We start from the raw sequence: 12,034 nt of genomic DNA on the forward strand, positions 1-12,034 counted from the left end.
CGGTCAGCAGATGCGGGGCAGCGGATCCCCGACCAGCATGTCCACGACCCGCGTGCCGCCGAACGCCGTGTGGAGCAGCACCATCCCGGGCGGGTCGGCGGTAACCCGGCCGATGATCGCCGCGCCGTCGCCGAGCGGTTGACCGCGCAGCGCCGCCAGGGCGGCCTCCGCCTGCGCGCCGTCCACCACGGCGACGAAGCGTCCCTCGCAGGCCACGTAGAGCGGGTCGATGCCGAGCAGTTCGCAGGCGCCGGTCACGGCGGGACGCACCGGCACCGCGGCCTCGTCGACGACGACCGCGACCCGCGCCGCCTGCGCCACCTCGTTGAGGATGGTGGCCACCCCGCCCCGGGTGGCGTCGCGCAGCAGCCGTACCCCGGGAGCCGCGTCCAGCAGGGCGCTCACCAGACCGTGCAGCGCCGCGGTGTCCGAGGCGAGGTCGGCTTCGAGGTCCAGCTCGCCGCGGGCGAGCATGATCGTGACGCCGTGATCGCCGATCGGCCCGGAGACGATGACCGCGTCGCCCGGGCGGATGCGCGAGGTGCCCAGCGTCACCGGCCGCTCCAGCACCCCGACCCCCGCCGTGTTGATGTAGCAGCCGTCGGCCTTGCCCCGCTGCACCACCTTCGTGTCCCCGGTGACCACCTGTACGCCGGCGCACTCCGCCGCGCGGGCCATCGAGGTGGCGATCCGCTGCAGGTCGGCGACGGGAAAGCCCTCCTCGAGGATGAACCCGGCCGCCAGGTACAACGGACGGGCTCCGCTGACCGCGAGGTCGTTGACCGTGCCGTTGACGGCGAGATCGCCGATGTCCCCACCGCGGAAGAACAGCGGCGACACCACGTACGAGTCGGTGGTGAAGGCCAGCCGGCCGCCTCCCACCGAGAGCACCGCGCCGTCGTCGAGCGCCTCCAGTGTCGGGTTGCGGAACGCCTCGACGAACAGCCCTTCGACCAGGGTGTGCGTCGCCTTCCCGCCCGCGCCGTGGGCGAGCGTGACCCGGCTCTCCCTGATCTTCGGCGCGCGCCGGCGGGCCCGTTCGATGCGCTCCAGCACCTGCTGCTCCGGCGACAGCCGCCCGGTTTCCCGATCTGTCGTCGCCTCGGCCTCGGCCACCGCGCGCTCGGCCCATTCGGCGGTGCGTTCGGTCGTCATATCCGCGCCGCCTCCACCAATCGCTGCCGACTGAAGCGGCCGAAGTTGTAGTAGGCCGCGCACGCGCCCTCCGACGACACCATGCACGTGCCGATGGGCGTCTCCGGCGTACATGCGGTGCCGAACACCTTGCACTCCCAGGGCTTGAGCACACCCTTGAGCACCTCGCCACACTGGCAGGCCTTCGGGTCCGCCACGCGCACCCCGGGTACGTCGAAGAGCCGCTCGGCGTCGTACGCCGCGTACTCGTCCCGCATCCGCAGCGCGGAGTGCGAGATGAAGCCGAGGCCGCGCCACTCGAAGTACGGCCGCAGCTGCATGACCTGGCCGATCGCCTCCAGCGCCCGCAGGTTGCCGTCCCAGGGCACCACCCGGGTGTACTGGTTCTCCACCTCGCAGCGGCCGTCGGCAAGCTGCTTCAGCAGCATGAAGACCGACTGCAGGAGATCCAGCGGCTCGAACCCGGCACACACCAGCGGCTTGCCGTAGTCGCGGGCGATGAACTCGTACGGCCGGCAGCCGATGACGGTGGAGACGTGCCCGGGCCCCAGGAAGCCGTCGAGACGCAGGTCCGGTGAGTCGAGGATCGCCTTGATCGCCGGAAGGATGGTGACGTGGTTGCAGAAGACCGAGAAGTTGTCGACCCCTTCGGCGGCCGCCCGCAGCACGGTCATCGCGGTCGACGGCGAGGTGGTCTCGAACCCGATCGCCATGAAGACGACCTTGCGGTCCGGGTTGCTCCGCGCGATTTTCAGGGCGTCCAGCGGGGAGTACACCATCCGGATGTCCGCACCGGCCGCCTTGGCGTCCAGGAACGAGCCGTTCCCGCCCGGGACCCGCATCATGTCGCCGAACGCCGTCATGATGACGCCCGGCTCGTTGGCGATGGCGATGGCGTCGTCCACCCGGCCCATCGGGATCACGCAGACCGGGCAGCCCGGCCCGTGCACGAGCGAGACGTTCTCCGGCAGGTAGTCCTCCAGCCCGTGCTTGTAGATGGTGTGCGTGTGCCCGCCGCAGACCTCCATGAACTTGTACTGCCGCCCCGGCTCGCACAACGCGGCGATCTGGGTGGCCAACGCCTGAGCCTTGTCCGCGTCGCGGTACTCGTCGACGAAACGCATCTGGTCACCCCCTAGCTGATGTCGGATTCGGCGAGCGCCTGCAACTCGTCGGTGTACGCCTGTCCGAGGCCTTCCAGCATCGCCAATGTGGCGGCCGCCTCGGCTTCATCGATCTTGGACATGGCGAACCCGACGTGGACGAGCACCCAGTCGCCGATGCCCACCTGGTCCGCACCGAGCAGGCCGATGTTGATAGCGCGCCGAACGCCCACGACGGCGACGACGGCGAGATCGTCGTGGCCGGCCTTGATCTCCACGATCTCGCCCGGGATACCTAGACACATCGGCTCGTCCGGCCTTCCAGGCTCACATTCTTTCGATCTTGATGTAGCGCCGCAGCGCGGGTAGTTCCTTCCAGAACACCGAGACGGCAATCGCCCCGGCCAGCCCGGCCAGCAGCCTCCACTGTCTCCGCATCGCTCACCTCCTCGGGTCCCACCGACGCTCAGCCGGGCGGCAGGTTCGGCATGATCGGCAGGATCGGGTCGTGCTTCTTCGGCTGGATGCCCGTCGAACGGCGGGCGTCCACCGTCCCGTCGGCGTGGTGGCCCGCCTGCCTCCTCCGCACCGAGTTACCCTCCTCCACACCCTTGGTGTGGGCCGGGGCGTCGAGCTCGACATCCGGTTTGCCCACCCGGATCTCACCCATCCCTGCTCCTCCTTCCTCAAAGGTCATCCGTGGATCGGCCACTCGCCGGCCGAGGTCGTCGAAGAACCGGGCGATCTCCCGCCACACGTTGCTTCCCCCCGACAGCCCGCCCCAGTTCTGCCGGATCACCGCCACGAGCCGGTAACAGTCCTCGACCGGCACAATCCAGTGCTGATCGCGGCCGGACCGGTAGCCGGTCCAGATCAGAAACCCCTCGACCAGCGGTCTCAGCTCGGACAGCGCCGGCGAGCGCGCCTCGACGCTGCGCCAGGCGGAAGCGGTGACCTCCGACTGGGTCGTCCCGAGCGGGCCGGGATAGTGTGCCACCACTCGGCCGTTGCCCTGCTTGACGAAGAACGCCAGGCCGACCGGCACGTTCAGCGGCTCGACCGGGACCTCCGCCAGCCGGGTCCGGTGGGTGGGGACGAGCCGGTACCGGACGCCACCCGCCGCGTCGCGGTCGAAGAGCAGCGAGCACGGCGTGCAGGCGCACATCAGGGTGCCGTCCTGCTCGTCCAGCAGGTGCCGGTGCTCCGGACCGACCGCGCCGGCGCACAATCCGCAGCACTCGACCCGGGCGGCGCGTTCCGCCGCGCGACGGATCGTCCGCCGCAGCGCGCCCGCCGTCATCCGGCGCCGCCTCTGGCAAGCGGCTGCGCGGACCCCTGAGCGGCACGCATCGCGCCATCGTCGGCGTCGGGCCGGCGCCGCACTGCGGTGACCGGGATCAGCGCCGGAGCCGGCTCCGGGGCGACCACATGGACGCCGGACAGCTCCGGTGCAACCGTCAGCACCTGCTCCCGGATCAGGTCGTGCAGCGCCGTGCCGCAGCCGCCGCAGGAGCGCGACGACACGCTGATCCTCGCCACCACGTCCCGCACCTCCACCAGCTCGGCCTCGGCTCCCTGGGAGCGCAGCTGGGCCCGCAGGTCGTCGAGCGCCCGGGCGACCCGCCGCTCGGCCGGATCGGGATGGATGCAATGCAGCAGCAGGAGGTGCCGCAGCAACTCGTCCCCGGTGAGCCCGTCGAGCAGGCGGGGGCTGCCGGCGGCGAGATCGGCGACGCGGGCCAGCGCCTCCCCGTACACCTCGGTCAGGGTCTCGACGGCCTCCATCGCCAGCTCCGCGGTGCGGCCGGGGATCCGCTCCAGCTGGCCGAGCACGTCGTCCAGCCGGGCCAGGCGAGGCTCGACGGCCGCGTCGTCGAGGCGTCGGACATCCGGCTCAGCCATGGGAGGCGCCGAACATCGGCGAGTGGATCTTTTTGAGGGTACGGCCGCCGCCGACGTACATGTGCACGCCGCACGGCAGGCAGGGGTCGAAGCTGCGGACCGCTCGCATGATGTCGACGCCCTTGAAGGTGTCCGGCCCGTTCTCCTCGAAGATGGGGGTGTTCTGGATCGCGTCCTCGTACGGCCCCGGCGTGCCGAAGCTGTCGCGGGGGCTGGCGTTCCACGGCGTCGGCGGGTACGGATGGTAGTTGGCGATCTTCCTGTCCCTGATCACGATGTGGTGCGACAGGGTGCCCCGCACCGCCTCGTGGAAGCCGCAGCCGATGGCCTCGTCCGGCACATCGAACTCGGCGAAGACCCGCATGTCGCCGCCGCGCATCCGCTCCATCGCCCGCTCCAGGAAGTACAGCGACATCGCCGCCGCGTACGCGATGAAGTAGGCCCGGGCGCGGTCCCGCTCCAGGGCGTTCGACCACCGCGGGATCTTCCATTCGAGGGTCGTCGCCGGCAGCCGATCGCTCTTCGGCAGGGAGATCAGCACGCTGTGCCCGGTCGACTTGACGTACGGCGTCTCCACCAGCTTGGCCAGGGCGGTGACGTAGAGCCGGGCGAAAGGGCCACCGCCGGTGTCCAGCGCGAGGTGCTCCCCGCTGGTCTTGTCGAACCAGCGCGGGCTCATCACCCAGCTGTACTTGTCGCCGAAGTCGCGCTTCTGCGGGTCCGGCAGCGTCGTCTGGTTCCAGGGGTGGCGGATGTCGACCGGGTTGCCGAGCGGGTCGTAGTTGACGAACGGCTCCTCCTCACCCACCCAGTCCTTGTAGTAGGAGCTGCCGAGCAGGATGCGGATGCCGAGGTTGATGTCGACGAGGTCCGTGGTGAGCAGCTTGCCGTCGACGACGATGCCGGGACTGACGTGCATCGCGCGTCCCCAGTTGGTCATGTGCTCGTAGCGGTAGTCCACCACATCGGGGTTCTGGAACGCGCCCCAGCAGCCGAGCAGGACCCGGCGGCGGCCGACCTCCTCGTAGCCGGGCAGGGCCTCGTACCAGAAGTTGAAGACGTCGTCGTTCATCGCGATGGCCTGCTTGACGAAGTCCAGGATGCGGATCAGCCGGCTGAGGTAGTCGGTGAAGAGCGTCGGCTCGGGCATGGTGCCGACCCCACCCGGGTACACCGTCGACGGGTGCACGTGCCGGCCCTCCATCATGCAGAACATCTCCCGGGTGATCCGGCTGACCTTCAGCGCCTCCCGGTAGACCGCGCCCTCGAACGGGTTGTAGGCCCGCATGATGTCGGCGATCGTCCGGTAGCCGTGAATGTCCCGACCGGGCGCCTCGGTGTTCTCGGCCCGGGCGAGGACGCTCGGGTTGGTCTGCTTGACCATCGCCTCACAGAAGTCGACGAAGACGAGATTGTCCTGGAAGAGCGTGTGGTCGAACATGTACTCCGCGGCCTCGCCGAGATTGATGATCCACTCGGCCAGCGGCGGCGTCTTGATGCCGTACGCCATGTTCTGCGCGTAGACGGAGCAGGTGGTGTGGTTGTCGCCGCAGATGCCGCAGATCCGGCTGGTGATGAAGCCGGCGTCGCGCGGATCCTTGCCCTTCATGAACACGGAGTAGCCGCGGAACAGCGACGACGTGGTGTGGCACTCGGCGACCACCCGGTTCGCGAAGTCGATCTTCGTGTAGACGCCGAGATTGCCGATGATCCGGGTGATCGGATCCCACGCCATCTCCACCAGCTCGCCGGGCTTCTTGCCGGCGGCCGGCTTCGCTTTTGTCGCTGTCACGGTCGGTTCCTCTCACGGGCTGCCTGTCGTCGGGGGTCCGCCGGGCCGTACGGGCGCCAGCGGGGGTTGTAGCCGCTGGTGAGCTCCGGGCCGTTGTGGTGCCACTTCGGTTCCCGGTTGGCGGTGGCGTTGGTGAGGCCGCGCAGGCGGCGGATGACCGCGCCGTACGGCTTGATGAGCAACGTGGACAGGCTGCCGCCGGGCGGCATGTCCATGAACGGCATGAACTTGTCGGGGAACCCCGGCATGGTGCAGCCGATGCAGATGCCGCCGACGTTGGGGCACCCGCCCACGCCGCCCATCCAGCCGCGCTTCGGGACGTTGCAGTTGATGACCGGTCCCCAGCAGCCGATCTTCACCTGGCACTTGGGCGAGTTGTAGTCCTTGGCGAAGTCGGCCTGCTCGTAGTAGGCGGCCCGGTCGCAGCCCTCGTGCACGGTCTTGCCGAACAGCCACTGCGGTCGCAGGAGATGGTCCAGCGGCGGTGGCGGCGCCGACCCGGCCGCGTGGTAGAGCACCCAGGTCAGGGTCTCCATGAAGTTCTCCGGCTGGATCGGGCAGCCGGGGACGTTGACGATCGGCAGTCCGCCCGTGGACCGGAAGTCCCAGCCGAGATAGTCGGCCAGGCCCATGCAGCCCGTCGGGTTGCCCGCCATGGCGTGGATGCCGCCGTACGTCGCGCAGGTGCCGGCGGCGACGACCGCCCAGGCCTTGGGCGCCAACCGGTCGATCCACCAGTTCAGGGTCAGCGGCTCGCCGGTGCGCTCGTCGTTGCCGAACGACGTCCAGTATCCGTCGCCGTTGATGTTCTCGTTCGGGATCGAGCCCTCGATGACGAGGATGAACGGCTCGGTCATCTCGCCACGGGCCGCCCTGCGGTACGGCGCCAGGAACTCCTCGCCACCGGCCGCGGGCGCCAGCACCTTGTTGTGCAGGTTGACCTTCGGCAGCCCGGGGACGAGTCCGAGCACGATGTCCTCGATCCCGGGCTGGCCGGAGGCGGTCATCGAGACGGAATCCCCGTCGCAGCTCATCCCCTCCGAGATCCAGAGGATGGTGACCTCGTCGAACCCGTGCTCCCGCGGCAGCACCGCGCGCGGCTCACGAACGCCCTGCGTCATGTGCGCGGCCTCCCTTCCATCCGGTCCCGGAGCCGGTCGTAGATGGCGGCCACCGGCGCCGCGAGGGCCAGCGCCGGAGGCTTGTCCGGCGCGTGCGGGTGCGGGCGCGTGGGAGCCCGCTGTTTGCCCTGATCGATCTCGTGCCCCAGTTCGCGTAGCGCCTGCTCGTCGGCCTGCTGGCGCAGGCAGGGCATGAGCTGGTCCTCGTCGTTCCGCACGTGCCGGGCGACGGCGGAAGCGAGCCGTTCCATCAGGTCGTTCTGCGCCGGATCGCCGGCTCCGCACCGGTCCAGGTCAAGCAGCAGCTCCTTGATGGGCGCATGCCCCGCGAGGTGCCCCTCGACCTGTCCGTCGTCCAACACCTTTGCCGCGAACGGGTAGAAGAGCAGCTCCTCGAGCGCGGCGTGCTTGGACAACTCGCGAACGAGGATCTCGACAACGGCGCGTCGCTGGGCGTCGGACGCCGCCGCGTGGTAGTCCCGGAAGAGCTGCTCGACCACGCGGTGGTCATGCTCCAGCAACTCGACGGCGTCCATCAGGCCGGCTCTCGTACGTCGACGTCCACGGTTATCGACTCCAGGACGACGTCTTCGCTGCCGGTGACGTCGATGTCGACGCTCCCGCACCGCGGGCAGGCCACCATCGCGAGGTGGTCGTCGACGGGCGCGCTGCGGCCGCAGTCGTGGCAGGCCACCGTCATCGGTTCGAGCACCAGATCGACGGCGGCGCCCGCGGCGACCGTGCCGGCCGCGGCCACCTGGATGCCCTGCGTGATGACGGTGGAGTCGACCGAGTGGCCACCGATCCGCACCCGTAATCCGGTGACCCGGCGACCGGCGGCCCTGCGCACCGCCGCCGCCACGATCGCCTCGGACAGACCTGTCTCATGCATGCGTGGTCACCTCCCTGTCAGCCGCCGTCTGCGGGCGTGTCTCCTGCCGCTCCCCCGCGGTGTCGAGCCGCGCGGCTTCCTCCCGTACGATCCCGGACACCATCCGGACCGCCTCGTCGATCGCGGCGGCGACGGGAGCCGACAGCCCCATGTGCTCCTCGGTGCTGGCGGGACGGCAGCCCACCACGAGGACGCGCCCGACCCGGCCGCCGAGGCCGCACAGCAGGCGTAGTACCGACTCCGGATCCATGCCGTGCGCGTCGGCGGCCGGTGCGTCCAGCACGTCAGCCGGCCGCAGCGTCCAGCCGGGGTCGTCGAGGTCCACCTGGAGCACGGCCAACGTCCCGGGCGGCTCGTCCAGCGGCAACGCGTCCACCATGACCAGCACGTCGTGGCGGCCGTCCAGCAGATCGTAGGCCAGATGCATCCCCCGGATGCCGTAATCGGACACATCCACCCGGGCCGGCAGGACGGCGTCCCGGAGGCGCCGGACGACCTCGACCCCGAAGGCGTCGTCGCCGAGGAAGATGTTGCCGATGCCGGCGACCAGGATCCGGCCGCTGCCGTCGCTCCTCACGGCGCCTCCACCTCTTCGGCCAACGGCTCGACCTCCTCCGGGCGGAAGTGACGCAGGCGTCCGTACCACTGGTGCAGGTCCGCGCCCGGGTCGTCGTCCACCGTCACGGCCAGGAACCGCGATCCGTCGACGTCGAGCAGCACCTGCTCCACCCGGCCGGTACGGCCCTCCAGAAACATGTCGTGCGCGTCGGTGCCCCGCCGACGCGGTCGTAACCGGACCCGGCTACCCCGCGACAGCAGGGTGCCCGCGACGAGGACGCTCTCCATTTCCGGCCCGATCCCCGCATCGGCGCCCCACCAGGGCCGTGCCGGATCGGTGGCGGCCTCCCCCTTTCGCTGGACCGGCTCCACGGCCCGAATGGCGCCGTGCAACCGTTCGAGCACCTCGGGCGGCATCGCATCGACCCGATCGAGGATGGCGGCAGCCCGGGGATCGGTGGCCCGGGCCTCCCGTTTCTCGGCGTCGGAGAGCGTGAGCGTACGCAGCGAGAGGATCTCGTCGATCTCGGTCGCGTCGTGCAGGTCGCCCGGGCTCTCCGGCGCGATCCGCGGATGGTCGTACAGGATGATGGGTGACGAGAGCAGGACGTCAGCGGTGCCCGGGTCGCCGGCCAGCACCGGGAATGTGTGCACGTTGCGGCACTCCCGCGTCGCGTGCGCCGCCCATTCGGGCGGGTCGAGCAGGGACAGGAAGCGCCCCCGGCTGACGGTGGCCAGCGTGTGCGTCGCGAGCAGGCAGCACCGCAGCGCCTCGTCCCGCGGGCTGTCCACCGGAGTCGTCCGATCCGTGTTCTCGACGCGGATTCGGAGCCGCAGCAACCGGAAGGGCGCCTGGCACGGGACGGCGGAGACGGTGACCGATGCGAGCAACGGCCATCGCCGGCGCACCACCCGCCCGACCGGCTCGCCGCGGTCGTCGACCAACGGCTCGACGTCCTCCCCGCCGGGCACCCGGATGTCAAGGCGGCGGCCATGCCGCAGGTCGGCGACCGGAGCCTCGATGTCGAACTCCCGCGGCACCGCCTCGTCGAAGCTGAACTCCGTACGGCCACCGACCTCGACCCGGTCGACCGGCCGGTACACCGCGTCGGCCGTACGTAGCTCCGCCACCTTGCGTTGCAGGTGCAGGAACCGCAACCGGATCCGAACGCTCGCCGTGTCCGGCGCTTCCACCAGGCATTCGGTCTGCTGCCACGGGGACTCGGCCGAGCCGGCCAGACCGCTGTCGACCAGGCCGTGTGCCTCCCCCCAGGCCGGGGGCACGAGGACACCGAACTGCCAGCGGACGCGGTTTTTCACGGAAGACCGCCGGTAGGGGTAGAGCAGGTAACCCTCGTACAGGATCGCCTCCGCGATCGTCTCGGCGCCGTCGATGCGGGCGCTGGGGCAGTCCGTCTGCACGGTGCTCAACCCCCTCCACAGGCACGTAGAAACCCGCTCCGGCACGCGGTCACCCTGGTCTAGCCAATCCGGCAGCTCGGCCGTAAGTGCGCATCGTCGGTAGGTGACGACCGCACTCACCGCACCGGTGGAACCTGGCCGGGCCGGTGGACGTCCCCGCATGTCCCCGGCGTTCCGGGGGTACGCAGGCAGGCCGAAACGAGCCGAGGGAGGCCCCGATGGGCGACGCCGCCGCTGATCAGCCGGGAGGTCGCGGACGGACAACCAGTCCCGCCGAGCGCCTGGCGGAGGACGTGGCCGAGGTGGTGCGCGAGGAGGTACGGGCGGTGCGGACGCAGTTGGCGGACGCCGCTCGCCCCGCCGGGCTCGGCTTCGTGCTCCTGGTCGCTGCCGGAGGGTGCGCAGTTCTGGGTGTCGGGGCGGCCTCGACGACCGTGCTGCGCATGCTGGAGGCGTTCCTGCCGAGACGGCTGGCGGCGGCGGGGCTGACCGCCGGGTACCTGGCCGCTGCCGCGTACCTCGGCGGCCTGGGCCTGGACCGGCTGCGTTCGGCGGGCGGAAGCTCCGCACGACTGGCTGACGAGGTCCGCGATGCCGTCTCGACCACCGCGGGCCGGGTGGTGCCCGCCGGTTCCTCCGCCGCTCGGGACGAATTCCGGCGCTGACGACGTCCGGCATTCCGAGAGCCTAGGTTGATGCCCTGGTCGGCCGCTTCAGTCTGATCACTTTAGTGCGAGCCACTGCTCTGCGGCCTAACCGCGTGCTCGGCGCGGATCGGTGTCCAGGACGACTTGATGGTGGACGAGCTTCCACTGTCCGTCGTTGCGGCGAAGTGTCGAGCGGTATTCCCCACTCTCCTCGATCGTCGAACGTCCAGGCCTGAATTCGTCGCCTGGCCGGACGACGAACTCCTCGAAGAGTGCCTCCAGGCTCGCGCGGTCACCATTGACCTCGATGATGTGGCCGTGGATCAGCGCGCGGCCCCGGGCCCCGGGCGGGAACTTCTTGTTCGCCACGGCATCCGCGATTTCCTGATGTCCAGTCAGCGTGATGAGGGTCTCCAGCGTGCCGGCGTTGTCCCAGCCGATGTCGACTCTGCCGTCAACGTCGAAGAGCATCGCCAGCGCCGCTCCGTCCCGGCGGTTGACCGCTCGGGCGTAGCGGGCAAGCACCTGTTGCACCTGGTGTTCGTCACTCATTGCATGGCTCCTGTGTCGTGTGCGCATGGAAGGTCCGGGCCGGAACGCCGCCAGAGGTGAGGCGTTCCGGCCTCGGGATCAGGTGAAGTTGGCCCCGCCGTCGACGAGGAAGGACTGGCCGTTGACATAGGCGCCGTCGTCGGAGAAGAGGAACGCCACGGTTCCGGCGAGGTCCTCCGGTACGCCCAGGCGCGGCGACCGTACGGTGGCCAGGATCTCCTCGCGGAACTTCTCGTCGGTCGACGCAAGGGCGGCCCCGGTGAGGATCACGCCGGGCGAGACCAGGTTGGCGCGGACGCCGCGCTTGCCGCCGACCGTCGCGGTGTGTCGGGTGAGCCCTACCAGCCCGCTCTTGGCGGCCTGGTAGGCGACGCGTACGTCCTCGCCCATCCACACCGCGCTGGACATGGTGTTCACGATCGATCCGGTGCCCTGGCCCATCATGATCGGCAGGGCGTGGCGGATGCCGTACATGTAGCCGGTCAGGGTGACGGCGATGGTGTGGTCCCAGACGTCCAGCGGGACGGAGGTGACGTCGCCGTCCCTGCCAAGGGTGCGCGCGGAGAGGTCGGCGGCCACGTTGTACAGGCCGTGGAGGCCGCCGAAGCGCTCCACCGTGAAGTCGATCAGCTCCTTGTACGACAGCTCGTCCGTGATGTCGAAGCCCTTGGCCACCGCCGTACCCCCGGCCGCGGTGATCGCGTCGGCGACTGCCGTGGCGTTGGCCTCGTTGAGGTCGGCCGCCACGACCTTCATGCCTTCCTCCGCCAGACGGATCGCGGTCGCGCCGCCGATGTTCCCTGCCGCGGCACCCGCGATGATGGCCACCTTGCCCTGCAGTCCTCGCATGGTTCTCTTCCTTTCTTCGGTGTTTCCGGCCCGGCGCGCCG

Annotated in this window: 15 protein-coding genes; 1 reads left to right on the forward strand and 14 read right to left on the reverse strand. The window is 70.2% G+C overall.

Annotated elements, in window-relative coordinates; genetic code table 11:
* Positions 1-3: 3 nt before the first annotated feature.
* From hypE to GA0070624_RS24165, 12 genes are read right to left on the reverse strand one after another with little or no spacing between them, the layout of a single operon-like run.
* The gene (gene hypE, locus GA0070624_RS24115) at positions 4-1,155 is read right to left on the reverse strand and encodes a hydrogenase expression/formation protein HypE (RefSeq protein ID WP_091344900.1); all 1,152 of its coding nucleotides are present in this window, start codon (positions 1,153-1,155) and stop codon (positions 4-6) included.
* A complete protein-coding gene (hypD, locus tag GA0070624_RS24120) occupies positions 1,152-2,279 on the reverse strand; it encodes a hydrogenase formation protein HypD (protein WP_091344901.1) in 1,128 nt (375 codons plus the stop codon). Before hypD ends, hypE begins: the two co-directional genes overlap by 4 nt.
* 11 nt (positions 2,280-2,290) lie before the next feature.
* Positions 2,291-2,563, reverse strand: a complete 273-nt coding sequence (locus tag GA0070624_RS24125) for a HypC/HybG/HupF family hydrogenase formation chaperone (RefSeq protein WP_091344903.1) — start codon at positions 2,561-2,563, stop codon at positions 2,291-2,293.
* A 22-nt stretch (positions 2,564-2,585) separates the two neighbouring features.
* Positions 2,586-2,696 (reverse strand): DUF6893 family small protein, encoded by a 111-nt coding sequence (locus tag GA0070624_RS36940; protein ID WP_425413520.1) that lies wholly within the window; start codon positions 2,694-2,696, stop codon positions 2,586-2,588.
* 28 nt (positions 2,697-2,724) lie between these two features.
* Positions 2,725-3,558, reverse strand: a complete 834-nt coding sequence (locus tag GA0070624_RS24130) for a DUF5947 family protein (protein ID WP_176731846.1) — start codon at positions 3,556-3,558, stop codon at positions 2,725-2,727.
* Entirely contained in the window at positions 3,555-4,160 is a 606-nt protein-coding gene (locus GA0070624_RS24135; protein WP_091344905.1) for a NifU family protein, read from the reverse strand. The genes GA0070624_RS24130 and GA0070624_RS24135 overlap by 4 nt, the downstream gene beginning before the upstream one ends.
* The gene (locus tag GA0070624_RS24140; RefSeq protein ID WP_091344906.1) at positions 4,153-5,952 is read right to left on the reverse strand and encodes a nickel-dependent hydrogenase large subunit; all 1,800 of its coding nucleotides are present in this window, start codon (positions 5,950-5,952) and stop codon (positions 4,153-4,155) included. Before GA0070624_RS24140 ends, GA0070624_RS24135 begins: the two co-directional genes overlap by 8 nt.
* Complete coding sequence (locus GA0070624_RS24145) at positions 5,949-7,073, reverse strand: NADH-quinone oxidoreductase subunit B family protein (protein WP_091344908.1); 1,125 nt, start codon at positions 7,071-7,073, stop codon at positions 5,949-5,951. The genes GA0070624_RS24140 and GA0070624_RS24145 overlap by 4 nt, the downstream gene beginning before the upstream one ends.
* The gene (locus GA0070624_RS24150; RefSeq protein ID WP_091344910.1) at positions 7,070-7,609 is read right to left on the reverse strand and encodes a hemerythrin domain-containing protein; all 540 of its coding nucleotides are present in this window, start codon (positions 7,607-7,609) and stop codon (positions 7,070-7,072) included. The genes GA0070624_RS24145 and GA0070624_RS24150 overlap by 4 nt, the downstream gene beginning before the upstream one ends.
* Complete coding sequence (locus tag GA0070624_RS24155; RefSeq protein ID WP_091344911.1) at positions 7,609-7,965, reverse strand: hydrogenase/urease maturation nickel metallochaperone HypA; 357 nt, start codon at positions 7,963-7,965, stop codon at positions 7,609-7,611. The genes GA0070624_RS24150 and GA0070624_RS24155 overlap by 1 nt, the downstream gene beginning before the upstream one ends.
* A complete protein-coding gene (locus GA0070624_RS24160; protein WP_091344913.1) occupies positions 7,958-8,542 on the reverse strand; it encodes a hydrogenase maturation protease in 585 nt (194 codons plus the stop codon). Before GA0070624_RS24160 ends, GA0070624_RS24155 begins: the two co-directional genes overlap by 8 nt.
* Positions 8,539-9,945 carry a hypothetical protein gene (locus tag GA0070624_RS24165; protein ID WP_091349690.1) on the reverse strand — a complete coding sequence of 469 codons (1,407 nt, stop codon included), beginning with the start codon at positions 9,943-9,945 and terminating at the stop codon, positions 8,539-8,541. Before GA0070624_RS24165 ends, GA0070624_RS24160 begins: the two co-directional genes overlap by 4 nt.
* 218 nt (positions 9,946-10,163) lie before the next feature.
* Between GA0070624_RS24165 and GA0070624_RS24170 the strand changes: the two genes are divergently transcribed.
* Complete coding sequence (locus GA0070624_RS24170; RefSeq protein WP_091344915.1) at positions 10,164-10,610, forward strand: phage holin family protein; 447 nt, start codon at positions 10,164-10,166, stop codon at positions 10,608-10,610.
* Positions 10,611-10,697: 87 nt separating this feature from the next.
* Here the strand turns inward: GA0070624_RS24170 and GA0070624_RS24175 are convergent, their stop codons facing one another.
* Positions 10,698-11,144 carry a nuclear transport factor 2 family protein gene (locus GA0070624_RS24175; RefSeq protein WP_176731847.1) on the reverse strand — a complete coding sequence of 149 codons (447 nt, stop codon included), beginning with the start codon at positions 11,142-11,144 and terminating at the stop codon, positions 10,698-10,700.
* A 78-nt stretch (positions 11,145-11,222) separates the two neighbouring features.
* The gene (locus GA0070624_RS24180; protein WP_091344920.1) at positions 11,223-11,993 is read right to left on the reverse strand and encodes an SDR family NAD(P)-dependent oxidoreductase; all 771 of its coding nucleotides are present in this window, start codon (positions 11,991-11,993) and stop codon (positions 11,223-11,225) included.
* Positions 11,994-12,034: the final 41 nt, after the last annotated feature.

Origin of the sequence: Micromonospora rhizosphaerae (genome assembly GCF_900091465.1) — a bacterium.
Lineage (GTDB): Bacteria > Actinomycetota > Actinomycetes > Mycobacteriales > Micromonosporaceae > Micromonospora > Micromonospora rhizosphaerae.